Here is a 26,747-nt window from a genome sequence, read left to right as displayed (position 1 = left end):
ACAAAAACTAATTTCCGCTTTTAATAGAGCTTGCAACAATTTGTTTTGCTTCTTCTACACCAACCCATTCTCCAACTGCTACCGTTTTTCCCTTTTCTAGATCTTTATAATGAGAAAAGAAATGAGTAATTTTATCTAGTAGGCTTTTAGATAAGTCAGAATAGTCCTTTATATTGTCATAATAGCTATCAACACTGGAAACAGGCACAGCTAATATTTTCTCATCTTCTCCTTTTTCATCTTTAGTGAGTAATGCGCCTATTGGACGCACCGATATTAAAACACTAGATGCTAAGGGAAATTGAGTTAGCACCAAAACATCCACAGGATCACCATCACCTGCGCAGGTATTTGGTATAAACCCATAATTGCAAGGATAAGTCATTGAGGTAGACAAAAATCTGTCAACTTGTAACAACCCAAACTCTTTATTAAATTCATACTTTACAGGCTCAGCATTCGCACTTATTTCAATTACCACATTCACCGCATTTGGTCCCGCTGTTATTTTACTTAAATCCATAAATTACCTCTTAACTTAAGAATAAGCATTATACAATATGTACTTTTAAGTTGCTACATTTATGTAGTTCTAAGCTTGTTTTGCATGGAGCGGTCCTAAATTTTCATTCATCATCTTATTGACTGTTGAAAGTGGTGGTTCCTGTGGTGGTTTCAATAATTGAAATAAGGCATATACTATTACGATAGTAAGCACTGCAGCAATTACTAGATTAACAAAATTATCCTGTGGTAGGACACCTTTTATTGGATTAAATAATTTTTGCTCCATAAAGAAATAATCAGCAACGTATAACCCAACAGATAATACAAACATACCTAAAATAAGTTTACAGACTGTGTTTTTATGGTCTTTTTCTTTTTTCTTGCTGGTGATAGGATTTGGCCTACATTCATTCTCTTCTTGCAGCACTGAGTAGTATATATTATCAGGGCTCGTTATTAATTGTTCAAATTCATCACTATTTTGGTTTTTTAACAGTTGCTCTAGGGTGTTTTTTGTATTTATAGGATATATTAATCCATCCATTTTCAATGCTTTCTCTTGCCGATCCACATTCTCATGGTCGATTGTATATTTATCTCTACTTGATAATCCGATCATGTGTAGTTTGCCAGCTAAGAACATTATATAGCTCTCTATTAACTGATTCTCACATATCTCTAATACTTCTCTTTTTACTGTTTTGTTAGATGACGAAAGTTCTTTATAGTGACCACCCAAAGAAAAGAACAATGCTATATCTTTATCTGCTTTTATGTCATGAATGGAATAATAGCTGCTGATAACGCACTTATTTAATGCAAATTCTCTGTCATATTTGTTTAATGTATTTCCTTCACTTAGTAACTTTCTAAGACCAATGAGTACTTTATTTTCAAAATCTTCTTCTGTTTTAAATATTGGTTCTCTCTTTGGATTTGCTAAGATGTTAAGTAAATCTAATTTTCTTCCATCTACTACTTCATTTATATATTCATTTAACTCAGATCCTTTAATAACTTCATATATTTTATCTATGACATCTTTAGTATTCAGGTTATTGTTTTCACTTAGAATTCGATAAGCTTGAGCATAAATTAAAAACAGCCCTTGTAGACTAAATTTTAAGTTAAAATATTTATCTAATGGTTCCTCTTTTTTTCTAATGAATTCAGACAAACCAAAATGATTTCTGTGATCCATAAAACGACCTAAGTCAGCATGTTGAAAGCTACCTAAAAAAATAAATAACGTCTCTAATAAATTACCCTTACCAACAATTTTTATTAGTTCTTCAATTTCTTTTATCATTGCTGAAACCCATAATGTTCTACTTTATAGTATAAGGGATACATGGCAAAATAGCAACAAATGTTATTAGACTTCTTGCATAACCCAAACTAAGTAGAAAAAGGTATAGCTATACCGCCGCGGCACTAACAAGAGATCCCGCTAACACGCAGCGGGATACTATCTACACCGTCATACCGCGATTCATTCGCGGTATCTCTCAACATAGATCCCGCTAACACGTAGCGGGATGACAAGGCTTATCGTCATGCCACCGCGAACCGTCATACCGCCGCAGCGCTAACAAGAGATTCCGCTAATACGCAGCGGGATGACGAGACTTATCTTTATGCCGCCGCGAACCGTCATACCGCGATTCATTCGCGGTATCTCTTAGCCGCTAACAAGCAGCGGGATGACGGTTGTCGTTTAGCTACAAACATTAAGAAATTTACCAAATGAAAAAAAAGGCAAAAGAAGCCCCGTGGTTGGCTAATTACTTACATTATACTTTCAAGTATGGCGTTTTTTTATTCTAAACACTTAATAACCGCGATTTAGCTGCTTTTAAGCCGCAACTAATCTAAATTATAAACGTTAAGAAATTTACTAAACAGAAAAAAAGGCAAAAGAAACCCTAGGGTAGCTAGTTATTCACTATCCATTTTTTAAGTTGGCGTTTTTTAATGTTTTAAATGCTTTATAAGCGTATTTCAGCTTGTGTAGGTAAAAACCCAGAAATTTGATAAAGACATAGAGTGCACATAGTGCAAAAAATTAAACATGAGACGCCAGATACGTGAGTTTTTTTGTCATTTAATCTGTACAGAGAAGATAAATAAATAGCTTCAGTTTCATGATAAGGGGGCTGGCGGAGTTTGTCAAGCAAGTTTTTTTGTTTCTATTCCCAATGTTATATGGTTATGCAAGAAGTCTATTGTATGTTTACACTCTGCATTAAAGCTTTTAGTTAAGAGCATATCCATCCACCGCCGATAACTTGTTCACCTTTATATGCCACGCAGGCTTGACCTGGACTGATGCCAAAGTAATCGTCGTTTAAAATGACACAGGCTTTATTTTTTTCGTCAGTTGAATGTATTGTTGCTAAACTTCCCGCATGTGATGATCTCAGCTTCACAGTTACTTCCATACCTTCCTTTGGTTGTTCTAACCAATTTAACTCCTTGATCAATATTTTTTTTTGCATTAATACGTTGATCGGACCTACTATAACCTCATTATTTTCTGTATTAATTTTTATCACATAAAGAGGTTCATTGTGTGCGATACCCAAGCCCTTTCTTTGCCCCACTGTAAAATTTACTATGCCACTGTGCTCGCCTAGCACTTTTCCATTAACATCCACTATTTTACCTTTCTGTACAGATTGTGGAGCTAATTTAGCTATTGTTTTACTATAGCTTTCGGAAACAAAGCATATATCTTGACTGTCTGGCTTTTCAGAAATTTGTAAACTGAAATATTTTGCTAATTTTCTTATATCACTTTTATAGAACCCACCTAGCGGAAATCGCAAAAGCTTTAACTGCTCTTGAGTTGTAGCAAACAAAAAATAACTTTGATCTTTACTTTTATCAATACTTCTGCACAACTTTACCTCACCATTTTTTTCTAACCTTCTCACGTAATGTCCTGTTACGAGCACATCCGCACCAAGATTTTTTGTAACTTGCAATAGATCACGAAATTTTACCGTTTGGTTACATCTCACGCATGGTATGGGAGTTTCCCCACGCATATAGGTACTCGCAAAATCCTCTATTACTTCCTTTTTGAATATTTCCTCATAGTTTAAAATATAGTGAGGAAAGCCAACACTTTCAGCTACACGCTTAGCGTCATAAATATCCTGTCCAGCGCAGCATGCACCCTTTCTTGCGTTAGCATTGCCATCAGTGCCATATAGCTGAAGAGTTACACCTATCACCTGGTACCCAAGGTTATGTAGCAGTGCTGCAGCAACCGAGCTATCAACTCCCCCGGACATTGCAACAATAGCCTTGATCTGGTGCGGAGCTTTATCTTTTAGCAGAGGTTCAATTTCAAATTCTTTTAGCATAATCGCCTTAATTTATAAACGCAAATCTTGTGTCATTCCAACATACAACTGTGCAAACGTTTTGATTTGGGGGCAATTTACATAGTAGATGATGTCATGAAAGTAGCTGACACTGGAATCTAGCTTCTATTACACAAATTCATTAAAACAGCATATTTATTTGTAATCAAGTTTCCTGGATCCCAGTGTTAGCTACTCGGATGACACCCTTTTCTGCTAGAAGTTGCCTTCAAATTACTTGGTGCATGACACTGGGATCTCATTTATATTACATAATTCCATCAAAACAATTCAATAAACTACCTTCAAAAATAATTTAATCTTGCTTGAATAAAACATGGCCAAAATAATCCATGTTTTCAAGCACTTTTCCACTACCTAAGGCAACACAACAAAGTGGGTCATCTGCAACACGAACCGGTAATTTTGTTGTTTCACTGATAACTTTACCTAGATTACGTAATAATCCACCACCACCGGATAAAACTATTCCTCTATCGACTATATCAGAAGAAAGTTCAGGTGGAGTGCTCTCCAGCGCAGTCTTAATAGCAGAAATTATCTGATGTACAGGCTCTATTAAACTCTCTGCAACTTGGTATTCTGATAAAAGCATTTCTTTTGGCATGCCACTCACTAAATCCCTGCCTTTAATTATCATTCCCTCTTTGTTATTTTCACCTGGCAGACTAGCTGAACCTATGCTTTTCTTAATTTTCTCAGCGGTTGTTTCACCGATTAATAACTTATGATTTTCACGAATATATGATTTTATTGCTTCATCCATAATATCGCCACCTACTCTGGCAGAACGTGAATAAACAATTCCGCCTAAAGAAATAATTGCAACTTCAGTTGTACCGCCTCCTATATCAACGATCATAGAACCCTCAGGTTCAGTAACCGGGAGCCCAGCTCCGATTGCTGCAGCCATTGGTTCTTCAATTAAAAATACTTCATTTGCACCAGCACTTTCTGCTGCATCTTGTATAGCACGCCTTTCAACTGGCGTGGATCCAGATGGAACGCATATGATAATATTAGGTTTATTAACAGTGAATTTTGTGTTTGCACTGCGTATGAAATATTTTAGCATTTCTTCCGCACTTTTAAAATCAGCAATAACTCCATCCTTTAAGGGCCTTATCGCCTCTATTTCTCCAGGCGTTTTTCCAAGCATCATTTTAGCTTTTTTACCAAAAGCATAAGGAACGTAGCTTCCTTTTTCTTTTATTCTTGCTACAACTGAAGGCTCATCAAGCACTATTCCCTGATTTTTCTGATAAACTAAAGTGTTTGCAGTGCCAAGATCTATAGCAATATCGCTAGCAAACAAACCTTTGAAAGTAAAAAGGCTATAAAACTTTCCGGTTAATTTTCGAACAAAATTCATACATAACTCAAGAAAACCATTTATTAAGACAAATTATACTTTTCAGATAAGTAGTAAGTAACACACTCAACGTCTAAACCCTTACCTGTTACTTTTTTTAGCAGTTCCAGGCCACACTTTGCACTGTATACATTTTGAGATAACCAACTGATAAGTAAACTAAAATCTCCTTTTATTATAGCACTTAATGATTCGTAATGATTCTTTTTAACGAAAGAGAAAATCTGCACAGCAGCAATTAAAGCAATAATTTTTATAGGAAAGTAGCCCATAACACCGCTTGCCCAATATTCATCTTGAAAATAAGTGTTTAGCTCATTTTCAGCTTTTACTGGAATTTTATAGTGCTTCATACCTTCCAGCCACGCATCATGCAGGTCTTTGACTTCCAATGTACCATTTATTATATCTTGTTCTAACCTAGTTCTCAACATAATATGAGCTAACAGACTAAATTCATCTGCATTTTTTAAAAAAGAAGAAAGGTTTATTTCATTGAAAATCAAGTACAAATTTTCAACACTGCTAACTTTCTCGTTAGTTTTGCCTTTTATAGCAAATTTCTCTTTTATGTGTGGTTGAATAAACTCAATAAATTCTCTGGATGTTCCAATCATCCTTTCCATGAATAACCCTTGAGTTTCATACATAACATGTCTCGTAATTGGACTACTTATAGAATTTTGCGCTAAACATTTTTGATAAATTGCATAACCACTATGCCGTAAAAGTGAAAATAAACCATAACAAAAATCAGATTCATCATAATCTATAGGGTAGTAATAAGAAGTACGAATCTCATTTAGTGCAATACCCATTTGCTGTAAACATAATGAGCCAAGTTCAATCTGTTTCTGAGTAGCAACTTTTTGTATATTAGTAACCTTATCCTTTTTCTGCTTTTCAATTATTTTATCTACATTTTCGCTAAAAAATTTGCCTACCTTGGGGAATACTTCCCTTATATTCTTTTCTGTGATATCAGAGTCATAGTCAGCAAGCAGTGAGTCGTATTTTGAGCATTTTAATTGCTGCGATTTTATAGAAGCTACTTCGCGAATGAGTGTGATTAAATCAGTAAAACGTTCTTTTAGTTTTTCTAAGTTACTGGTTTCAGAATGAGATAGCTTCCATAAATCTTGGCATTCAACCTTAGCTTTGGATAAAGACTTTACTAAATCAATAGGAACAGCACTGTTGCTTTTATGTATTCTCTCTATTAACTTTAGCTGCTGAGTATTTGCACTTTTTTTGTTACCAAGAGCATCTGCTAATGATTCCTTTATTGCGTCATGAGAGATAATTTCATGTCTGATTTCTTCTAGAAGACTCATTTGTTCAACTTTGTCCTCTATATTCAATTGGCTTTGGTTTAGTACTTTTAGCGTATTTTCGATATTCTTTACCCTATATAATACTTCCTCTAAAAACTTATAAGATTGCATATTTGTTCATTATTTTAGAAAACATCTGTTTAATACCGTAATAGATTAATAATAAAGTTAAAAGTATATTTGCTTAAAGTACAATAAAAAATTGTACTTTTTATTCTTTTATTGGATTTTTCTACTCAGAGTCCAGCATATTATAGGAAAATTAATTGTAAGGTTGTAGAAAAAGTATTTAGTATTTTATTTCTCTTGACTATATTACAATATGGAGAGATATTAGCTACTGAAATTAAAGTTACGCACTATTTAAAATTTATGGAGGTTTAGTAATGTGGAGTAGACTGGTTATAATGTGCTGTTTTTGTTTATTACTTACTGGTGTAAGTTCTTGCCCAAAAAAAGGAGCAAATACAACAAATAAAATAAATTCTGTTGTTAAGCAGATAGGTAATAAAAGAGTTTTCTTTGGTTATGATGAATCTAGTATTGCTGAAGTAAGTGCAGATGCATTACTTGACGTAATGGAGGTGTTACAAGATAACCCTGACGCGAAGGTTACTTTAACTGGTCACACTGACAACCGTGGTTCTCATGAATATAATCTTGCGCTAGGCGCTAGAAGGGCAGATGCAGCTAAAAAATTTATGGTTAGTTGTACACCCTACATAGAAAACAGAATAAAAACTGCTTCTAAAGGTGAAACTGAGCCTTTGGTTAATGTAAAAGATGATTCTAGAAATTCTAAATATGAAAAAGAGCATGCTAAAAATCGTAGAGTGGAATTTTCATTTTCTGGAATAAAGAAATAGTTTCTTGCATTAAAACCTGGATCCCAGTGTCAAACACTGGGATGACATAAAGAAAGGGCACTGGGGTAGACAAAAAAGGACAAACTTGTCATATTTCGTTGCTTGTTAGCGGGATCTATATATACCACAAATAAGTCGCGGTATGACGTAAGAGATCTGACCTGTCTGGCCATCAAGAGACATAATGGAATTAGAGTTATTATTTCAAAATGTGGTTAATAGTTTTGCTTTCTATAACAATCAAGTTGCAGTTGCAGTATCAGGTGGTGTAGATAGTATAGTCTTACTGCACTTAATGACTAACTGGGCAAAAAAAAACAAGCTTTCACTTCCTACAGCATTAACAGTAAATCATGGGTTACGTCCAGAGTCTCAAAAAGAAGCTGATTTTGTTGTAAGTTATGCAAAGGAACTTGGAGCAAAGGAATCGTTCATATTAAATTGGGAGAAGCAAAATATTAAAGGCAATATTCAGTTACAGGCACGAAAAGCACGGTATAAGTTACTAGCAGAGTGGTGTAAAAATAATAATGTTAAATATTTACTTGTTGCTCATCACAAAGATGATCAAGCAGAAACGTTCTTGTTAAGATTAGAGCGAGGTAGTGGCGTAGATGGATTATCATCAATGGACTACAAGTCTTTCCTAAATGGTATTTATATATTTAGGCCATTGTTAAATTTTAGTCGTAGTGAAATAGAAAAGTACGCTAAGCTTCATCGGTTAAAATGGATCGAAGATAGAAGCAACTATGACTTAAAATACAGGCGAACTTTATACCGTAACTTACTTAAAGCAAGTGATAATCAAGAGATTTTAACAGAGCGAATATGCCTCACAGCCCTTCATATGAAAAGAGCTGCAAAAGCGTTGATGCACTACACACGCCTTGCGTTTAATGACTGCGTTAATGTGCATGATCTTGGTTATATTGAAATTAAACTAAGTGAGTTTTATCAATTGCCAGAGGAAATAGCCTTGAGGCTTCTTCTTTACTCCATAATGGCAATTGCCAGTAAACATTATAAACCAAGGTACAACAGCCTTATCGTAATATTTAATAAAATATTGCAAAAGGATAGTAATGTTAATTGTACACTTTCTGGGTGTAAAATAAGAAAACATGGAGAAAATATCTTGATAATTAGAGAATCGTCAAAGATACAAGAAATTACCTTAAACCTACCTTTAAATGAACCTACTCAATGGGATAACAGATTTAGCTGCACAATACTCGGAAATCAAGAGTGTTCAGTTATCATCGCTCCATTAAAAAAAACACAAAAAGTTCCTGAATTTCTGAAGGATTACAACTGCTGCCCTGAAGTTTTCTATTCTTTGCCTGTAGTGCTAAAAGATGGAAAGGTGCTTGCTTATCCTGATGTAAATTATAACGGAAAAAATACCAATGACGATAAGGTTCAATGCATTATTAATAGCACGATAAAACAAAATTTGGTAAGCTTGATTAGTATTTAGTTAGAAATAGAAATGAAAAAATTTTTAGAAGGCTTATTGATCTGGTTAGTAATTATTGTTCTTATTTCAGTTGCTTATATTCAGTTCAGCGGAAATGTAGGTAAAAGTAAAACAATTATACCTTTTTCGGAATTTTTAACTAGACTAGAAGACAATGATGTAGAAAATATTGTCATAAAAAACCAGAGCATTGAAGGCAAGTTCAGGGACGGTTCAAGTTTCAATTCAAGCGGTGTCATATATAGCGACCTAATAAAAAATTTACATGATAGAAAAGTGAGATTCTCCTTTTCAACTGGAGATTCTGCCATGAACGTAATTGGTGGATTACTTATCTCATGGGTCCCAACATTTATCTTTATTGGCTTCTTGCTATTCTTTCTTAAACAAACACAAGCGGGGGGCAACAGAACTATAAGCTTTGGCAAGTCAAGGGCTAGACTCATGACTAGTGGAAAAAAAGTAACATTTGATGATGTTGCCGGAATTGATGAAGCAAAAGAAGAGCTAGTAGAGATCGTTGATTTTCTTAAACAAAGGCAAAAATTTCAAATATTAGGTGGAAAAATACCAAAAGGGTGCCTTTTGATTGGCTCTCCTGGAACTGGTAAAACTTTACTTGCTCGTGCAATTGCAGGAGAAGCTAATGTGCCATTCTTTAGTATTTCTGGATCTGATTTTGTTGAAATGTTTGTGGGTGTTGGTGCAAGTCGTGTTCGTGATATGTTTGATCAAGGCAAGAAAAATGCTCCTTGTATAATTTTTATAGATGAAATAGATGCGGTGGGTAGACATCGTGGCATTGGTCTTGGTGGCGGCAATGATGAAAGAGAACAAACATTAAATCAGTTATTAGTTGAGATGGATGGCTTTGAGTCTAATGAAGGTGTAATAATAATTGCTGCGACTAACCGTCCGGATGTCTTAGATCCAGCACTGCTTAGACCTGGTCGTTTTGACCGACAGATTACTATTTCTTTACCCGATATAAATGGGCGTGAAAAGATATTAAATACTCATATAAAGAAAATATCAATAGCACCAGATGTAAACGTGAAAACAGTTGCAAGAGGAACACCAGGTTTTTCAGGGGCTGATCTAGCAAATTTGGTGAATGAATCTGCACTTATCGCTGCAAGAAGAAACAAGAAGATTGTTACCATGGATGATTTCGAATATGCACGTGATAAAGTGATGATGGGCGTAGAAAGGCGATCTCTCATTATGACAGAAGAGGAAAAGAGACTGACTGCATACCATGAAGCTGGTCATGCGATGATTGCTGTTAATATGCCTGCTTCTGATCCTATACACAAGGCAACAATTATTCCACGCGGTAGGGCACTCGGTTTAGTTATGAGACTACCAGAAACAGATAGAGTGTCCCTCACAAGAGAAAAGATGCTAGCAGATATAACTGTTGCAATGGGTGGAAGAGTGGCAGAAGAGCTAATTTTTGGCTACGATAAAGTCACAAGCGGTGCATCTTCGGATATAAAACAAGCATCTGATTTATCACGCGCTATGGTAACAAAATGGGGAATGAGTGACAAAATAGGCCCGATCTATCACAATCGCGAACAAACCATACATGGTTCTGAGATAATTTCTGAAGATACGTTAAAACTTATAGATGAAGAAGTGAAGAAAGTTGTATCTTCTTGCTATGAAAAAGCAAAAGACATTTTGACCAAGCATAAGAAAGGCTTAGATCTCATTGCCGAAAATCTACTGGAGTTTGAAACTTTAACAGGAGATGAAATAAAGGACATATTAAATGGAAAAAAAATTGTTAGAGAGGAAAATGAGAAGAATGAGAAAATAAAAAAATCCTCTCTCTATGAGAGTTGACCTCATCTTAAAAATGCTAATCAGCTAACGCTGCAATAAAACATTCAGAATTGTAACTGTCAATATAAATTGTATTAAAATATTCATAATATTGCATTTTCATCACAATAATGCTATCATTCAGTTAGTATTAATGTTTAATGAGGTGTGAGTAATGATTGATATAGCTTCTATTGGTGTAAGTACAGTTATTGATCAGAATTATAGAAGAAAAGCACAATTATGTTTATCAGGATTATTTGTAACTGTGTCAATAGCAACTGTTACCTGGTTTATTTTCCCTGCGTCACAAAATGTATTAGCTCCGTTTTTACTTCCGGCTATGTTCTTGCTCTTCACTTTATCGATGGGTTATTACATGTTCATATTTAGTTGTGAAGAAAAATCTTTGGTAAAGAATGTTCTTGGTATGGTTGAACCGGCTGAATCGGTAAAGAGAGTGCATTGCCAAGAAAATATTAAGTCCTTATTAGCAGAAGTGAGAAGTACTACGAAAGATAGGTTTCGTAACGTGCTTGTTAATCTTTGTTTTGAAGATCGTAGTAAAGCACACAAACTTGCATTATATGTGAAAGAAATTGACAATATTGTGTCTTCAATAAAAAATAAAGACCTCTTAGACCATTTTGATCAATTTTTTACTATTACTGAAGTAAGCAATAAAAAAAATAGAAGTGAATTAATGAACCTCGCAAGGGCATATAAGATGATAAGTGAAGAAGATCCAGACAAAATACAGGATTTTTTAGCTACTCAAACAAAAAGTTATTCATATGAAATAATGTTACCTGAAATTGATAATTTTCTATCACAAGCTAGGTGATTTTATCAATAATTTCATTGTGTACGTGATTATCATTTTTTGTTTCAATTCCAGTGATAACACTGCACCTAACGGGCTCTTTTATGGCTATTTCCTGAAATCCTTTTCTGACCTTATTGTAAAAATTAACATCCATTTCTTCATATTTATTCTTGTCTTTTGCTCTATTTAACCCAACTTTAACATCAATATCTAGAATAAATGTAATATCTGGACATTTAATTTCTACTAACTTATGTAAGTCCCTTATTAGCCCTAAATCAACACTAAGCCCATATCCTTGGTATGCAATAGTTGAATCAATAAACCGATCACAAATCACTATTTTTCCTTCTGCAAGAGCTGGTAATATTAATTTTTTCATATGTTCGCGCCTCATCGAAATAAGTAGCAAGAGTTCAGAAATAGGATCAATATTATTCGTTAACAACACTCCTCTTATCTTTTCTGCAAAGTTAGTGCCACCTGGTTCTCGAGTCAATACCACATTATTTTCGCCGTGAATTTGCTTAAAATGATTTGCAAGTAGCTTAGATTGTGTTGTTTTACCAGAGCCGTCTATTCCTTCGAAAGTTATGAACATAAGTTTTATAATTATAATACTAAAAAAGAATATGCAAACAGTATACATAGAAACCGTTTGACATTTAAATAATAAGACCGTAAATTACATGTGGTATAATAATAGTCTATGGTTGCTCTGAATACTCCTAAAGTCGATTTTAGTTTTACTGCAAAAGATTTTAATCTTTTGGGAGTAGACAATAAATACTATACATTAAGTGACTGTTGTGGAAAAAATGGTCTTATTGTAATGTTTATATGCAATCACTGTCCTTACGTTCAGTCAATTATTAGTAATCTGGTAAGCGATGTTGATCAATTGAAAAAAGATTATCAGGTAAACACCATTGCAATAATGCCAAATGATGTAAATGAATATCCAGAAGATTCCTTTGAAAATATGATTAATTTTGCCAAGGAAAATAAGTTTACATTTCCATATTTAATTGATAGTACACAGAAAATAGCTAAAGAATACGGGGCTGTTTGCACTCCTGACTTTTTCGGCTTTAATTCCAATTTAAACCTTTGCTATCGTGGACGTTTTAACGACGCAAAAAAAGAAAAGGTTCAAAGCTATGAAGTAGGAAGTAGTGACTTATTTCAAGCTATGAAATTTATTGCAGAAACTGGTAATTCTCCAATTGACCAAAAATCAAGTATTGGCTGCTCAATTAAATGGTCTAATTCTACAGGTTAAATATCATGCACAGTGGCTCTCAGCATTTGTTTGATATTATAATTTTGCTTTCTGCTGCTGTGTTTATAGTCATAGCATTTTGGAAAATGAATATTAGTCCAGTGCTTGGTTACTTCGTTGCAGGTGCAGTTATTGGTTCTCACGGATTTAATCTGATACACTCAGCTGAAGCAATGGATAATCTTGCAGAATTTGGTGTAGTTTTTCTATTATTCATTATAGGCCTTGAATTGACATTTGAACGCCTGATCGCTATGCGTATTCATGTATTTGGGTTCGGTTCTCTTCAAGTTATAGTTACCATGGTAGCAATATGGTGCATCGCTCTTGCTTTCGGAGTGAATACGAATATAGCAACAGTTATTGGTGGTGGGCTTGCGCTATCCTCAACAGCAATAGTGTTGCAGGTTCTGCAAGAAAAAGGTTCTCAAGCAAGTCAGGTTGGTAGATTGTCGATAGCAGTGCTATTAATGCAAGATTTTGCAGTGGTACCATTAATAGTATTGGTACCTTTACTTACTGGCAATTCTGAGCACAGCCTGATAAGCTCATTGGCAGGTTCATTGGTGCAAGCAGCTATTGCATTAGTGCTGATATTTATAACTGGTAGATTATTGCTTAGACCTTTATTTTCGGTTATTGCTAAAATGGAAAGTAATGAGATCTTTATATCAACAACGCTTTTAATAGTATTAGGAGCAGCATTTATTACTGAGCAATTCCATTTATCGTTAGCATTAGGTGCATTTGTTGCTGGATTGTTAGTTGCAGAAACAGAATATAGACACTCAGTAGAACACGCAGTATTGCCATTTAAAGATTTGTTTCTTGGCTTATTTTTCATGACTGTTGGTATGTCCATCAATACCGAACTTTTACTCAATAAGTTACCACTAATTACTTTATTATCGATTATCCTTATCGTTTTAAAAACATCTATTATATATATATTGTGTAGATTTTTTGGGTTTAAGAGTGCACCTGCTATACAAGCTGGGTTACTGCTTTCACAAGGCGGTGAATTTGCGTTTATTTTATTTCGCTTAGCAGATGAGCTAAATGTGCTACCAAGTGAAATCGCTCAAGTACTTATGATGGTAACTACAGTAACCATGGCTTTCACTCCTCTTTTATCAGGGCTTGGAGATTGGATAGCAAACTCATTTAGCACTGAGAAAACAATATTAGATGATGAAGCTGTTGAAACAGATACACAAGATCTTTATAACCATGTGATAGTTGCTGGATTTGGTAGAGTGGGATATATGGTAACAAAAATGCTTACGGCAGAGCATTTAAGTTACGTTGTTGTAGATATTCAATCGAAAATAGTCAAAGAAGGAAAAAGTGATAGTTTTCCTATATATCTTGGAGATGTTACAAGATGTGAAATTTTAAAATCGGTAGGAATAGAAAGAGCTCAAGCTCTCGTTATTTCAATAAAGAATGAAGTTACTATAAAAAAAGTTGTTTCTTTAGTTGCAGCAAATTTTCCGCATGTAAATATTGTAATACGCTTACCAGATCTGAGTAATGTGGAGGTTTATAGAGATCTAGGAGCTAGTAAAATTATTCCTGAAACATCTGAGATAGGATTGCAGCTAGGTGGAGCTGCACTGAGCCTTAGTGGTATTAGCGAAAGTGGAGTTACGTCTTTAAAAAGTAGATTCAGAAAAGGCAATTACAGTATGTTAAAAGACCTTGGTAGTGATAAAGATGAATAACTACTTCTCTAATTTTATGTACAGAAAGCTTCAAGCTTTATTGAGGTTTTGCCTATGGTAAATTATGCACATAATCAACCAAGTTAAGGAAAGTGCAAACCAAGTGATTGCATATTCCAAATGCTTCATTGGCTGTATAGCTAATTTGCTGCCAAAATTGTTCGGCCACAATATACACTTCTCTAGCTTAATACCTAACTCATTGGAAATTTCCTCTGTACTCAGGGTAAACCATGTATTCGAAGCAGTATCGTTCTTGATAAACCAATTTTTGCTTTTACTGCTATTGCAATATAAAACTCCACCTGCAGCTACTTTTTCAATTTTTGCTCTTTCCTCTTTTTTTTCTTTAACTATTCCTTTGTTCACTAGCATATAATTTCCAGTAGTAAGTAGCATAGGAGATAACACATGATAGCCATGTTGTCCTGCAAAAACATATAGTTCTATGTCACTTAGAATCCCATCAATCTTGACATGCCTATAGTTAAATTTTTCAAGGTCGTTATTGGGCAATAGATGAACAACTGGAAGACTCATATTTTTGATAATATTATTCTTCCAGTTCAATCTGAATACTTGCCATAATCCTAATAAAAAAAGGAGCAAGCAAGGTACAATTAAAATAAATACTATTTTTTTTAACACTCTATATTTGTGTTCTTAAATAGTTTTCAACACCCATTAGTTCAATAAGGTCAATCTGTTTTTCAATCCAATGGAAGTGCTCTTCTTCATTTTTTAACATCTCTTCTAATAACATTACACTAACAAAATCTTTTTCTTTCTCATCGATAGAAATCGTTTCTTTGATATCCTTAATACCTTTTCCCTCTAATTTCAAATTAGCTTCTAAGATTTTCCGTATTGTGTCTTTTGTAAACTTTCCATCATGCTTTGATATTTCGTTTGTATCCTGAAAATTTGGAACTCCTTTGAATAACAAAATTCTTTCTGCCAACTTGTTTGCATGTTCAAGTTCTTCGTTAAGCTCATTTTTTACCTTTTCTGCAAGTCTATTAATTCCATTGTTTTTGAGAATCGCAAAATGCAAAAGATACTGGCGTACAGAAGTCAGCTCATTGGTCAATAATTTGTTCAAATGTTTTACTATCTCTTCATTCATAATCTTCCCTTAGTTCAATTCATCAGCATAATTTATATGATAACGATAGTTATAGCAACTCATTTAATAGTTCCTTTGATAACAACCGTATTAAATAGCATGTCGTGGTATGTCTGTTTTTTCTTAGAGAAGCAAGCAACTAGATACCAATAGAGGGTGAGCAGCACTATCATTACTTTCAATGCACTCAAGACATTCACTAATACTTCCTGATCTTGCAAAAATTCAGTAAGGATAACTGCTACACTGTTTAACAAAGGAAGAAAAAACTGGGAAGTGCTTCTGTCAAACGCTAAATTCAAGTCTATTTTAGAATTATCTAAATTGATAGTATATATATTCAGTAACTGTTGGCCGGGAGTTGCTTGGGCCTTTGAAGATATAAAATATGTGAAGTAACTACAAATTACACACATGTATGATAGATGTAATATCAACGGAGAATCCTCTAATAGCAGTATAATTAATAAAGTTGGAATTAATAAAATTGCTACATCTACTAAATATGCGCAAAAGCGCCTTTTTATGCTGGCAATCTCTGTCATTACCTATCTTCTAAATACTTTATTATAAAATCTGTAAGTTTATCAAAATGTTGAAAACATAACAAATCTTCATAACCGCTTATTGATTGACCGTATATAATAGGTAAACAATTGGCATTTTGTGCACACAGAACATCTGTGATGCTATCACCAACGAAAAACACATTTTCTCTATTTATAGGCAACGTACTCTCTTCTAGTGCAAATAGCAGTGGGGTTGCAGATGGTTTATCTTCCGCGGTATCGCATGACCCAACCACTCTTTCAAAGTAAGAATCTAGTTTAAAATAGGCAACTTCTTTACGTAAATTAGTATTTTTCTTATTACTTACTATTGCTAGATAAACATTGTGGCTTTTCAGTGTCTGCAACATTTCCTCTACTCCTTGATTCAGAGCAATGTTTTGTAATAGCGCATTATCTAAGTATTGTTGATATATCTGATTTGCTTTTTTCCACTGATCGCCAAATAAACTGACCATATAGCTCTTTCTCGACTCATGGGAATTTCTATCAGCAGCTTTATTACTATACCCCATTGAGTTTATGGTATGCTTAATAGCATTAAAAATATTATCTTGAGTGTCAACTAAGGTATTATCCCAATCGAATACTACTGCTAATGAGCTATCTTTCATCTCTTATATAATTATACATTTTAACTTAATAAGTAAATAGCATTTTAATGAAAAAGATATAAATAGGACGCCCTTGATAAACACTTTTTACCACAAGTTATGTTAACTGTTTTTTATATAATTAGCTAATATACTGATTATATGATATGTTTTAATAGGTAACAGGTATGGCCCAGACATCTAAAGAAAGTGTTGAAAAAAAGTTTAAAGATGTTTTTGAACGTTCTCCAGGTGCTTTTCCAGAAGGTACCTCATTAGAAAAGAAGGTTAATTATATCGCAAAAGGAACAAAGGCTCTAAAAGCTGTGAAAAGTAAGGAGCTTGAGAACAAAATGAAAAATGTTGCAGAATTGAGTCAGAAATTTGAAAGTCAAAAAGGACGTGCAGATGAAAAAGTACGTCAAGATTTTGAAAGAATTGCTGAGCTTGACCAACAATATAAAGGGAAGGGCATCTTCACAAGTGAAAAAGTTGCAGAGCCAAAAAGTGACAAAAAACTCCAAGACACTCCGAGAAAAACTACAACAGCAGTTAAAGACCTTGAACATAATACACAAAAAAAGACTACTGAAGCTTCTGTGCAAACAGCATCAGAGCACGATTCACAAACCGTTAATCCCTCAGTGAGCAAGAGTTCTGTAAAAGAGAAGCTCAACACTGAGCCGGACAAAAAAGATAACACGCCTCAACCACAAGAAAATCAAAAAGAAGAAGGGTTTTTGAGTCTTCTGAAGCGCTTTGTTAAGAAAATATTAGAAAAATTTTTAGGTGAAGGTGAAAAGGATGTAGAGAATGCTCGTGGCATGAAAGAAGATGCTCAAAGAGATACGTCAAATAACGAAGAGCAACAAAAGAGTAAGCAGCTTGATGAAATTTTAAAGGACAAAAGTGTAAGCGAGGGTTTGAAGCAGGCAACAAAGCTTGAGAACCCGGCAATAACGCCTGTTAATACTCCTAAAGTGAATGAAGTAAACACGGGTCGTGAAAGGTGATCCGCTTTCAAGCTTCATTATACCGCCACGAACCGTCATACCGCCGCGGTATCTCATCCGCTAACAAGTAGCGGGATGACGATTGTCAGGGTGTCATCCCAGTGTCCCTATGATGTCATCCCAGTGCCCTGACTACTTGGATCTAGCAAGCTTTGCTTGCAAATAAGTCTAATACGCGTCGCGTTTTATGCCAAAACACAATTGGAGTTACATGCAAAATAGATCCCAGTGTCAGCTACTCGGATGACAAAAAAAGGAGCACTGGGATGACATCATTTGTTGTATTTAACAAAGTTCGTACTTAGCTTCATGTTAGCTATAAACATTAAGAAATTTACCAAGCGAAAAAAAAGGCAAAAGAAGCCCCAGCTAATATCTATTTTAGAACATTGGCGTTTTTTAAGTCTTAAACACTGCAATTTAGCTGCTTTTAAATGCAACTCACCTTAGTTTAAATGTTTAAGAAATTTACTAAGCAGAAAAAAAGGCAAAAGAAACCCCGTGTTAGCTAGTTGTCACTCCCTAATCCTGCAAATTGGCGTACTATACTGTCTTAAACGACTTATAAGCGCGTTTCAGCTTGTGTAGGTAAAAACCTAGAAATATTGTGAAGACATAAGGTGCACATAGTGCAAAAAATTAAAAATAAGACGCCAACTACGTTGTTTTCTTGCTGTTTAATCTGCACAGATGAAGATAACTGAATACCTTCAGTTTCATGATAAGGGGGCTGGCGGAGTTTGTCAAGTAAGTTTTTTCGTTTCTAACGGTTGTTGCCAAAAACTATGCAAGAAGTCTATTGACAGGTGATTAAATTATAATGTAGCCTATCGCCGTATATCCGGGGGTGGGTTGTTGTGAGGCTTTTTCACTTTTTATTCTTGTTAATGTGTTTTTCTCTGTATTACTATGCGGGTTTTATATTTTCGCCCTGCCCAAAAGCTACGGTTTGCTTTTCACCTGGAGAAGATTGTGCTGTACCGATAATCAACGTAATAGATCAGTCTAAAAAATCTATCTTAGTTCAAGAATATACATTTACTCTTGGAACAGTTGCAAAATCTTTGATTAATGCTAAAGAACGCGGTGTTGATGTTAAAGTCATCTTAGATAAATCGCAACTCTACTCAAAATATAGTGTTATAAATGAATTATTTTCAGGTGGAGTACCAATTTGGATCGATGATAAGCCAAAGATTGCTCATAATAAGATAATGATTATTGACAATCAAAAAGTCATCACAGGGTCATTTAACCTTAGTAAGACAGCTAAAAAAGGAAATGCTGAAAATTTATTAATTATTACAGATTATCCTGAATTGATTCAGCAGTATGTGAAAAACTGGGAGGCACGAATGTCACAATCTTACAAATACGCTCCCAACTAATCGAGAGCGCTTGCTCAAAATCAGTTTTAAAAACAGCAAGGGAGAGCTTTTTTGATTGATTGGCATAATGATTATGATATAATGAACTAAAAATTTAAGGAATAAAGTAATGGATTATATAAATGATGCTGCCGGTAGCTACACTGCTATTCATGATTTTTTTCAAAACAACGGTGTTGGAGATTACAAAGTTCAATGCAATTATGGTGGGGTGCCGTATGCTACTGATGAGTACGTGCATTCTGGCGATAAATTTTGGAGTAATAATTTCATAGACTCACATTTTGGCAGGGAAATAAAAATGTATCCTCAAAGTGAACTTTTAGCTAAAGAATATGCTGGAAATACGTTGCCAGTTTCAATATCACTAGATAAGGATTTAATAAAAATGAAGGAATGTCAGAAAAAAACGAAATTTGTGGAACTAGAAAGGGAGTCAGGTGATTTAGTGCATGATAAGCAAAAGTATGTAAAGTGTTACACAACAAAGCTATCATATGATGATGTACATATTTACAATAACGATAAAGTTTCAACATTTAGCATAAAATACGACGTGCCAAATGATCCGAAATACAGTTTAAATATAACATTTACAAAGGTTAATGATAATAAACCAGGATTTTGGCAGAAATTTAAAAATATGTTTTAACGTGACCATTCACTGGTTTTTACTCAATCAACCAACAACAGTTAATATCAAATTTTTATAATTAAAAAATATGCTATTTTTTAAAACTTTCATTCTCCTTGACTCTGTCAACTTCACAAAACAACTCTTGGACCAAATGTATCTGGCATAACACCTTTTGGTAACTTGCTACTTCTTTTTTTCCGCATCTCCGACAACAGCCATTGATATTCCACTACATAAGGCTTGATTTTTGGTAGATCAACTTTTTTATGAATAATACTATGCTTCTCCTTAAATTGACCATTTACCCTAAACGCTATTAGCTTCCTTAAAATTTACATTAATGCCTATTTTGCCTAAACTGAAGCGTCTTTTCCAATTTTTTCTAGCATCAACTCAGCAGCTTTTTGTTCAGCAATCTTTTTACTAGAAGCGCATGCAGAAACTTTACCATAATCTTCTATGCAAACTGATATAGTAAATTCAGGATTGTGCGCTGGTCCAGTTTGTTTTACAAGCTCATACTCTGGTAAAGGCAATTTGTTTTTCTGAGTCCACTCTTGCAGTGAGGTTTTAGGATCTTGAGGGGGGTCAAGCATGCCTTTAGCTAGCTTTTCCCAATATTGGATAATAAATTTTTCAACATTTTCAAGCCCGCCATCAATATAAATTGCACCTATTAGTGCTTCAAGCGAGTTTTCTAAATTTTTTAAGTTACATCTCCCTCCATTGCAGCGTTCACTATTATTCATGATGATAAAGCTGCCTAATTTTATTTCTTTAGCAACATTAGCAATGGTGTTGCCACAAACTAAATCCGTCTTTCTTTTTGCCAATGCTCCTTCTTTTTCTTCAGGAAATAGTTTAAACAGTGTGGCAGATACAACCATATTCAAAACACTATCGCCCAAAAACTCTAGTCTTTCGTAGCTTACAATCTGGTTTTTGCTATTCCTTTTATTTACGCTTGGGTGAGTTAGTGCCTCTTCTAATATTGCATAATTTGTAAATTTATAATCAATGATCTTAGATATTGCATCATTCAAACTCTTCATACCAATTATTTAAAAGAAAAGCACTTTCTACCACCTTTATACCAGAGAATTAGTTTTATTTTATTAAAATAATACCACCAACTTCCAAAATTAATGTATACAACCCACCACCTCACTAATGTTACTAAATCCATCTCTCCTTATTAGTTCTGCAAGTTCTAGATTAATTTTGTTTACAACTTGAGGTCCGTGGTATATGAGAGCAGTGTACAACTGCACCAAAGAAGCTCCTGCCTTTATTTTTTTATATGCATCAGCACCACTTGAGATTCCTCCGCACCCTATCAATAATATTTTGCCCTTAGTAAATTTGTACATATCGCCCAATAACTCGGTTGAAAGTTTAAACAGCGGTTTGCCACTCAACCCACCACTCTCATTATGGTGAGAATGCAGATTATCTCTACTTACCGTAGTGTTGCTTACTGTTAATCCGTCAATCTTATATTCCAACGCAAGCTCAGCGATATTTTCTTTCGTTTGCTGATCTACATCTGGTGAGATTTTTAATATTATTGGTATGGATTTAGAATTATCAATTGATTTTCGGGTTAGAGTTACGGATTTCAACAATTCCGATAATTCTTGCTTATTGTGCAGATTGCGTAAATTAGGCGTGTTTGGGGATGAGATGTTCAGCACTATATAATTGCTCTTTCCATATACTATCTTTATTAAGTCAACATAATCGCTGATTTGGTCCTTTGATGTACTGTTTTTTCCTATGTTGATGCCAAAAATGCAGTCATCAAGCTTGGTTTCACCTATTTGTTTAAGAAAATAGTCTATTCCTTTATTGTTAAATCCCAATCTGTTAATTACCCCTTGATCTTTAATTAACCGAAAAATTCTTGGCTTTTTGTTTCCATATTGTGGATTACGAGTTACAGTACCAGTTTCAATAAACCCAAAACCAAATGAGAGCATAGGCCTTATAACTTCTGCATTCTTGTCAAAACCTGCAGCCAGACCTATGGGGCTTCTGAGCTTATTACCAAAAAAATTCACACTCAAAGATTCTGGTAGCTCTATAGGATTCTTATAAGGCATTTTCTTTAATGCCATAATTGCCAAAGAGTGAGCAACTTCGGGCGGTAGTAAAAATAGTAAATTACGTTTGTAAAACACTTTGCTTATTTTTAGTTTATTTTTTACCATGAAACGCTATAAGAGTATAACCATAACTTGAAAAGAAATTGATTTTACTATGGACAAGCTTTCTCTATAGGTTACACACTTAAAGCTACTGTTAACTTTTACTAGATATAGAGAATGAAAGAGGCCGGGACCGGAATTGAACCGGTATAAAAGGATTTGCAGTCCTCCGCATAAGCCATTCTGCCACCCAGCCGTTTTTTATGTGTAGATATCCATTATATCTTTTAGCATAGATAAAGCCTCCTCCCTTTTGCGTTGAAAAGTGTTACGTCCAATGATTGAACCATTACCGCCACCCTGCTTAATTTCTTTCGCTTCATTGTATATGTTATCTACTTCCTTCGATTCACCACCAGAAAAAACTACTATTCTTTTCCCTGCAAAACAAGACCTTTTAACATATTCAATTCTTTTAGATAATGATTCAATATTTTCTGTTTCTATTTTCTCCCTTTCCAAATATTTAGTTGGAAGTTTTACTTTTATTATATTAGCGCCAAGCAAAGCTGCTATGTGTGCAGCATAGGCAATAACATCAACTGCTGTTTCACCTTCTTTGGAAATTCCTTCACCGCGTGGATAAGACCATAGCACTACTGCAAGCCCATAAGATTTGGCTTCAGCTATGATTCCACGGGCTTCCTCCATCATATCGAAACACTTAGCAGAACCAGGATATATAGTAAATCCGACAGCTAAGCAGCCCAAACGCAGCGCATCTTTCACAGAAGAGGTTATTGCCTGATCAGAAGTCAGATTCTTCGAATGTAAAGAGTTGGAACTATTAAGTTTCAAAATAAGTGGGAGCATTCCAGCATAAGTTGCAGCACCAGCTTCAATCATACCAAGTGGAGCAGCATATGCACTTACTCCCGAATCAACCGCAAGCTGAAAATGATAATGTGGGTCATAAGCATCAGGGTTAACTTCAAAACTTTTAATTGGACCATGCTCAAATCCTTGATCTACTGGCAGAATCACTAACTTGCCAGTGCCGCCAAGCTTTCCATGCATGAGAATACGAGTAAGATTTGCTTTTACCCCGGGGTTTTCACTTTCGTAGTGGTTTAAGATTTGTCTTATTTCTTTACTCATTAACGCTATGAAGTTCATTTAAAGTATAGCAAAAACCACAGTTGAAGCAAAGATCTTTTTATGGTTCTTGTCCTGCAGGTGTACCTAAAGATGTAACGTTAGGATTGGTGGTGTGCTGTTGTGGCTTTTTTTGGATTAAATCTCTAAAATACATTTTGACAATAGGAAGAACAAGTGGCATAAGCACTAGCTTGTAGTCATACCATGCAAATTTTTCTTTATAGCTAAATTCTGCATCTTCTTCATATAAGCGCTGAATGCAATGTTCACTATATAGTTCAGATGCCTTTGTAAAAGTTCTAAGTAAAGCAATAAGTAATAAATCCAATGCTAAATTAATCATCAGCATTGTTCCATATTGAGCAGGCCAGCCATTTTGTGCTACCTCTGACACTAGACCACATATAGCAAATGTTGCTGCGATACATATCACATAATTATCAGCAGCAATAAGTAGATTGTATCTTCGATTTAATCTATCCAGATTTTCCTCTTGTGAACCTTTTTGTTTACTTGCTGCATAAATAATACCACAAAAGGATATAATAAATAACAACGGCCAAATCCCTATGCTAAATGCATAAAATTGATAAGCGATGCTTTGCACCGTGCCACTATTAGCAAGTTGCGATAAGCAATACTCAACTTTCAGCGATGGAGTAAACACCGCATTTGCTAATATAAAAAATAAAAGTGCTCTATTTATAGCTTTGCTTCTACGTGATAATATTCCATAAATTTTTGTTTGCCTCCTCCGTTCTTCTTCACTTGATAGCCTTTCATATTGACTAGGAGTTTTTCCTTCTTTTAAAGCGTTGAGATGCTTCTCTAGCTCTTTTTTATCTGCACTAAGTTTTTGAAACTTTTCTGTAGCTATCTTTTTCTTCTCTTCATCTTTTTCTTTGTCAGGGTGGCACTTTAATGAAAGCTTTCTAAAGCTCCGTTCAACTAACTTGAGTATATCGTCAAACTCCTGGCTTATTACTTCTTCTGCTTTTATTTCTAGTCTTGAAAATAAATTCTGTAAATCGCGATTACTGTAATACTGATTTCTAGTTAAACTTGCCACTATAGCCTCATTATTCTTAAAATAAGTATACTATCAGTGTAATAAAAAAACAAGAATTTCAAACTATATCAAAAGCAATTTTATTTTCTACTTTATTCATATAGATTCTTAATTTCTTTCCTTTTATTAATTTACGATTCAGTATTTCTTCCGCTAAGTAACTTTTTATCTCTTTTTCAATAAGTCTCTCTATCGGACGTGCTCCCATTTCCTTACTATAACCTGTTTGTGCAAGATAAGATTTCACTTCATCTTCTACCAAGCAGTTTATGCCTTTTTGCGTCAGCTGCTTTTTCAGTTCCTGAATAAATTTATCTACAATATGCAGAATTATATCCGCATTTAAGTCAGAAAAAGAAATAATCGCATCAAGACGATTACGAAATTCAGGGCTAAAAACCTGTTCTATCGCTTTTTTACTATCACCAGTGTTAAATTTTTTATGCCCAAAGCCAACAAAACTTTTGCTGCGTTCAGCTGCTCCTGCATTAGTTGTCATAATTAAGATTATATTGGAAAAGTTAACTTTACGTCCGTAAGTGTCTGTAACGCAACCATAATCCATAATTTGTAGCAATATATTATAGATATCGCTATGAGCCTTTTCAATTTCATCAAGCAGCACAACACTATATTGATTATTAGATACAGACTCTGTGAGTAATCCACCCTGATCATAACCTACATATCCAGGAGGAGAACCAATCATCCTTGATATCGTATGAGACTCAATATATTCGGACATATCAAAGCGTATAAGATTCATGCCCATGCTTTCTGCTAATTGTTTTGCTAGCTCGGTTTTACCAACACCGGTTGGCCCTGCAAAAAGATAATTTGCTAAAGGCTTATTGTAATTTCTCAACCCAGATTTAGCAATTTTAATAGAATTAACAAGAGATTCTATTGCCTGCTCTTGGCCAAAAATCACCTTCTCTAGATTAGCTTTTAAAGACTTTACTTTCTGCAAATCATCAGATTCAGATCCGCAAGGCACATTTGTAATTCTAGTAATGGTATTCTTAATATCTCTACTATTTACAATTTTACCCCTGTTTCTTAGCAATTTACAATATGCCCCTGCCTCATCAATAACATCAACCGCTTTATCAGGTAATATTCGCCCAGTAATATACTTATGCGAAAGTTCAGCCGCAGACCTAATGGCATTCTTTGTATAATATACTCCATGATACCCTTCATAGTAGTGCTTTATACCATCTAGTATCTTTATCGTTTCATTAACAGAAGATTCTTTAACATTAATTTTTTGAAACCTTCTCGCTAGTGCTTTATCTTTTTCAAAACTAGTGCTGTATTCTCTATATGTAGTTGCACCTATACAACGCAGTGTACCTCTTGCAAGTGCAGGTTTGAGCAGATTACCGGCATCAAGAAAGCTACCACTTGTAGAACCTGCTCCAATGATAGTGTGTATTTCGTCAATAAAAAGGATAGCACCTGGTTTTGCCTCAATCGCTTTTATTATGGATTTTATTCTCTCTTCAAAATCACCTCTGTAGCGTGTCCCTGCAAGGAGTGATCCTAAATCCAAAGCATAAATTATACTGGACCTGAGCACACTCGGAACACTGCCTTCAATGATTTTGAGTACCAAACCCTCAACTATTGTGGTTTTGCCAACACCTGGATCTCCAACATATAAAGGGTTGTTTTTTCTACGCCTCAATAATATTTCTATAGTGCGATTTAATTCATAATCACGACCAATAACATAATCTATTTTTTTGCTTCTTGCATAGTCATTTAAATTTTTACAATAACTTTGTAGAATTTCCTCATCTTTTAGTAGCTCACCTTTATTTACTGTAGTAGGAGCATCATTATTTTTATCAAGTTTTACTTTATGATTAGTGGTGTATTCATCTATATCGTTAGAGTATTTCATGTTAGATATGTGGTAAATCAAATTGGAATCTTTCGCACTTTGTTTCTGCAATAGATCTTCAACGTATAAATCTTGCCCAGACAAAATTTCTACTAGAACACTTGCTCCATTTATTTCTTTTTTCCCCAAGCTATGAGCCCGTATTATTGCTCTGTGTATTATGCATTGAAACATTGAGCTAGGTTTAACTCCACTGATAATCAATTCAGAACTGCTTTGTAAAAACCCTTTTATATTATTATTATAATCATTAGCCTTAATATTGCATCTTGATAGAATGTTATCCATACTGATGATTTCATCGGCTCTGATATTACATCTTGATAAAACGTAATTTACATCCACGTCTTTAGTTAACGCCAGCAATAAATGTTCTACTTTCGCATATTTAAGATTAAAATTAGAAGCAATGAATAGTGCTCTATTCAAACTTGCCTCTAAGTTTTTGGAAATCATCTCCTATTCTCTTTAAAAGTGGGAACTCATATATAATGAATAGCACACAATTATTAAAAAATTTGAAAT

General features: G+C 34.5%; 24 protein-coding genes and 1 tRNA gene. 9 read left to right on the top strand and 16 right to left on the bottom strand.

From position 1 onward, the window contains the following. Window positions 1-7: 7 nt before the first annotated feature. The 5 genes from ppa to EA652_RS06195 form a co-directional block, all read right to left on the bottom strand. A complete protein-coding gene (gene ppa, locus EA652_RS06220) occupies window positions 8-523 on the bottom strand; it encodes an inorganic diphosphatase (protein WP_012673395.1) in 516 nt (171 codons plus the stop codon). Window positions 524-592: 69 nt separating this feature from the next. Next, window positions 593-1,816, bottom strand: coding sequence for a WD1261 family protein (locus EA652_RS06215; protein ID WP_012673394.1), 1,224 nt, complete (start codon window positions 1,814-1,816; stop codon window positions 593-595). 949 nt (window positions 1,817-2,765) lie between these two features. Next, window positions 2,766-3,878, bottom strand: coding sequence for a tRNA 2-thiouridine(34) synthase MnmA (mnmA, locus tag EA652_RS06205; protein ID WP_007548792.1), 1,113 nt, complete (start codon window positions 3,876-3,878; stop codon window positions 2,766-2,768). Between the two features lie 316 nt (window positions 3,879-4,194). After that, complete coding sequence (locus EA652_RS06200) at window positions 4,195-5,271, bottom strand: rod shape-determining protein (protein WP_007548791.1); 1,077 nt, start codon at window positions 5,269-5,271, stop codon at window positions 4,195-4,197. A gap of 23 nt (window positions 5,272-5,294) precedes the next feature. Further along, a complete protein-coding gene (locus tag EA652_RS06195) occupies window positions 5,295-6,716 on the bottom strand; it encodes a gluzincin family metallopeptidase (protein ID WP_007548790.1) in 1,422 nt (473 codons plus the stop codon). Window positions 6,717-6,991: 275 nt separating this feature from the next. Here EA652_RS06195 and EA652_RS06190 point away from each other — a divergent pair, with 275 nt between their 5' ends. The 4 genes from EA652_RS06190 (at window position 6,992) to EA652_RS06175 (ending at window position 11,625) form a co-directional block, all read left to right on the top strand. Further along, on the top strand, window positions 6,992-7,471 hold the full coding sequence (locus EA652_RS06190; RefSeq protein ID WP_007548789.1) for an OmpA family protein: 480 nt from the start codon (window positions 6,992-6,994) through the stop codon (window positions 7,469-7,471). 184 nt (window positions 7,472-7,655) lie between these two features. After that, entirely contained in the window at window positions 7,656-8,951 is a 1,296-nt protein-coding gene (gene tilS, locus EA652_RS06185; RefSeq protein ID WP_007548788.1) for a tRNA lysidine(34) synthetase TilS, read from the top strand. Between the two features lie 12 nt (window positions 8,952-8,963). Next, entirely contained in the window at window positions 8,964-10,802 is a 1,839-nt protein-coding gene (ftsH, locus tag EA652_RS06180; RefSeq protein ID WP_012673393.1) for an ATP-dependent zinc metalloprotease FtsH, read from the top strand. 154 nt (window positions 10,803-10,956) lie between these two features. Continuing rightward, window positions 10,957-11,625, top strand: coding sequence for a hypothetical protein (locus EA652_RS06175; protein ID WP_007548786.1), 669 nt, complete (start codon window positions 10,957-10,959; stop codon window positions 11,623-11,625). Here the strand turns inward: EA652_RS06175 and tmk are convergent. After that, the gene (gene tmk, locus EA652_RS06170; protein ID WP_015589469.1) at window positions 11,618-12,208 is read right to left on the bottom strand and encodes a dTMP kinase; all 591 of its coding nucleotides are present in this window, start codon (window positions 12,206-12,208) and stop codon (window positions 11,618-11,620) included. The genes EA652_RS06175 and tmk overlap by 8 nt on opposite strands. 108 nt (window positions 12,209-12,316) lie before the next feature. On the opposite strand from tmk, the gene EA652_RS06165 reads away from it, so the two are divergent. Both EA652_RS06165 and EA652_RS06160 read left to right on the top strand, forming a co-directional pair. Further along, the gene (locus tag EA652_RS06165) at window positions 12,317-12,889 is read left to right on the top strand and encodes a thioredoxin family protein (RefSeq protein ID WP_007548785.1); all 573 of its coding nucleotides are present in this window, start codon (window positions 12,317-12,319) and stop codon (window positions 12,887-12,889) included. A gap of 5 nt (window positions 12,890-12,894) precedes the next feature. Next, complete coding sequence (locus tag EA652_RS06160; RefSeq protein ID WP_010963130.1) at window positions 12,895-14,613, top strand: monovalent cation:proton antiporter-2 (CPA2) family protein; 1,719 nt, start codon at window positions 12,895-12,897, stop codon at window positions 14,611-14,613. 30 nt (window positions 14,614-14,643) lie between these two features. Here EA652_RS06160 and EA652_RS06155 read toward each other — a convergent pair whose 3' ends face one another. The 4 genes from EA652_RS06155 to EA652_RS06140 are packed head-to-tail and all read right to left on the bottom strand — an operon-like array spanning window position 14,644 to window position 16,922. After that, window positions 14,644-15,261 (bottom strand): SURF1 family protein, encoded by a 618-nt coding sequence (locus tag EA652_RS06155; protein WP_006280475.1) that lies wholly within the window; start codon window positions 15,259-15,261, stop codon window positions 14,644-14,646. Between the two features lies 1 nt (window position 15,262). Continuing rightward, window positions 15,263-15,739, bottom strand: a complete 477-nt coding sequence (gene bfr / locus EA652_RS06150; protein ID WP_121721706.1) for a bacterioferritin — start codon at window positions 15,737-15,739, stop codon at window positions 15,263-15,265. A 59-nt stretch (window positions 15,740-15,798) separates the two neighbouring features. Continuing rightward, a complete protein-coding gene (locus tag EA652_RS06145; RefSeq protein WP_012673391.1) occupies window positions 15,799-16,284 on the bottom strand; it encodes an RDD family protein in 486 nt (161 codons plus the stop codon). Continuing rightward, entirely contained in the window at window positions 16,284-16,922 is a 639-nt protein-coding gene (locus EA652_RS06140) for an HAD family hydrolase (protein ID WP_012673390.1), read from the bottom strand. Before EA652_RS06140 ends, EA652_RS06145 begins: the two co-directional genes overlap by 1 nt. A gap of 167 nt (window positions 16,923-17,089) precedes the next feature. Here EA652_RS06140 and EA652_RS06135 point away from each other — a divergent pair, with 167 nt between their 5' ends. From EA652_RS06135 to EA652_RS06125, 3 genes are all read left to right on the top strand, one after another. Further along, complete coding sequence (locus tag EA652_RS06135) at window positions 17,090-17,914, top strand: hypothetical protein (protein ID WP_007549088.1); 825 nt, start codon at window positions 17,090-17,092, stop codon at window positions 17,912-17,914. Window positions 17,915-18,771: 857 nt separating this feature from the next. Then, the gene (locus EA652_RS06130; protein ID WP_007549087.1) at window positions 18,772-19,302 is read left to right on the top strand and encodes a phospholipase D family nuclease; all 531 of its coding nucleotides are present in this window, start codon (window positions 18,772-18,774) and stop codon (window positions 19,300-19,302) included. A 109-nt stretch (window positions 19,303-19,411) separates the two neighbouring features. Beyond that, window positions 19,412-19,954 carry a hypothetical protein gene (locus EA652_RS06125; RefSeq protein WP_006279913.1) on the top strand — a complete coding sequence of 181 codons (543 nt, stop codon included), beginning with the start codon at window positions 19,412-19,414 and terminating at the stop codon, window positions 19,952-19,954. A 338-nt stretch (window positions 19,955-20,292) separates the two neighbouring features. On the opposite strand, the gene rnc is transcribed toward EA652_RS06125, so the two are convergent. The 6 genes from rnc to EA652_RS06095 all read right to left on the bottom strand — a co-directional run bounded on the left by rnc (window position 20,293) and on the right by EA652_RS06095 (window position 26,678). Further along, a complete protein-coding gene (gene rnc / locus EA652_RS06120; protein WP_006279914.1) occupies window positions 20,293-20,991 on the bottom strand; it encodes a ribonuclease III in 699 nt (232 codons plus the stop codon). Window positions 20,992-21,081: 90 nt separating this feature from the next. Next, window positions 21,082-22,149 (bottom strand): quinone-dependent dihydroorotate dehydrogenase, encoded by a 1,068-nt coding sequence (locus EA652_RS06115; RefSeq protein WP_007548704.1) that lies wholly within the window; start codon window positions 22,147-22,149, stop codon window positions 21,082-21,084. 121 nt (window positions 22,150-22,270) lie between these two features. Beyond that, window positions 22,271-22,342: transfer RNA gene (locus EA652_RS06110), tRNA-Cys, on the bottom strand. Window positions 22,343-22,347: 5 nt separating this feature from the next. Continuing rightward, window positions 22,348-23,244 carry a class I fructose-bisphosphate aldolase gene (locus EA652_RS06105; RefSeq protein WP_039963886.1) on the bottom strand — a complete coding sequence of 299 codons (897 nt, stop codon included), beginning with the start codon at window positions 23,242-23,244 and terminating at the stop codon, window positions 22,348-22,350. Between the two features lie 58 nt (window positions 23,245-23,302). After that, window positions 23,303-24,313 carry a hypothetical protein gene (locus EA652_RS06100; protein WP_007548702.1) on the bottom strand — a complete coding sequence of 337 codons (1,011 nt, stop codon included), beginning with the start codon at window positions 24,311-24,313 and terminating at the stop codon, window positions 23,303-23,305. A gap of 58 nt (window positions 24,314-24,371) precedes the next feature. Beyond that, entirely contained in the window at window positions 24,372-26,678 is a 2,307-nt protein-coding gene (locus tag EA652_RS06095; RefSeq protein ID WP_007548701.1) for an AAA family ATPase, read from the bottom strand. Window positions 26,679-26,747 lie beyond the last annotated feature (69 nt).

Source organism: Wolbachia endosymbiont of Drosophila ananassae, assembly GCF_008033215.1.
In the GTDB taxonomy this organism is placed as follows: domain Bacteria; phylum Pseudomonadota; class Alphaproteobacteria; order Rickettsiales; family Anaplasmataceae; genus Wolbachia; species Wolbachia pipientis.
The sequence above is the reverse complement of the archived record's forward strand: the minus strand, read 5'-3'. Positions and strand labels throughout refer to the sequence as shown.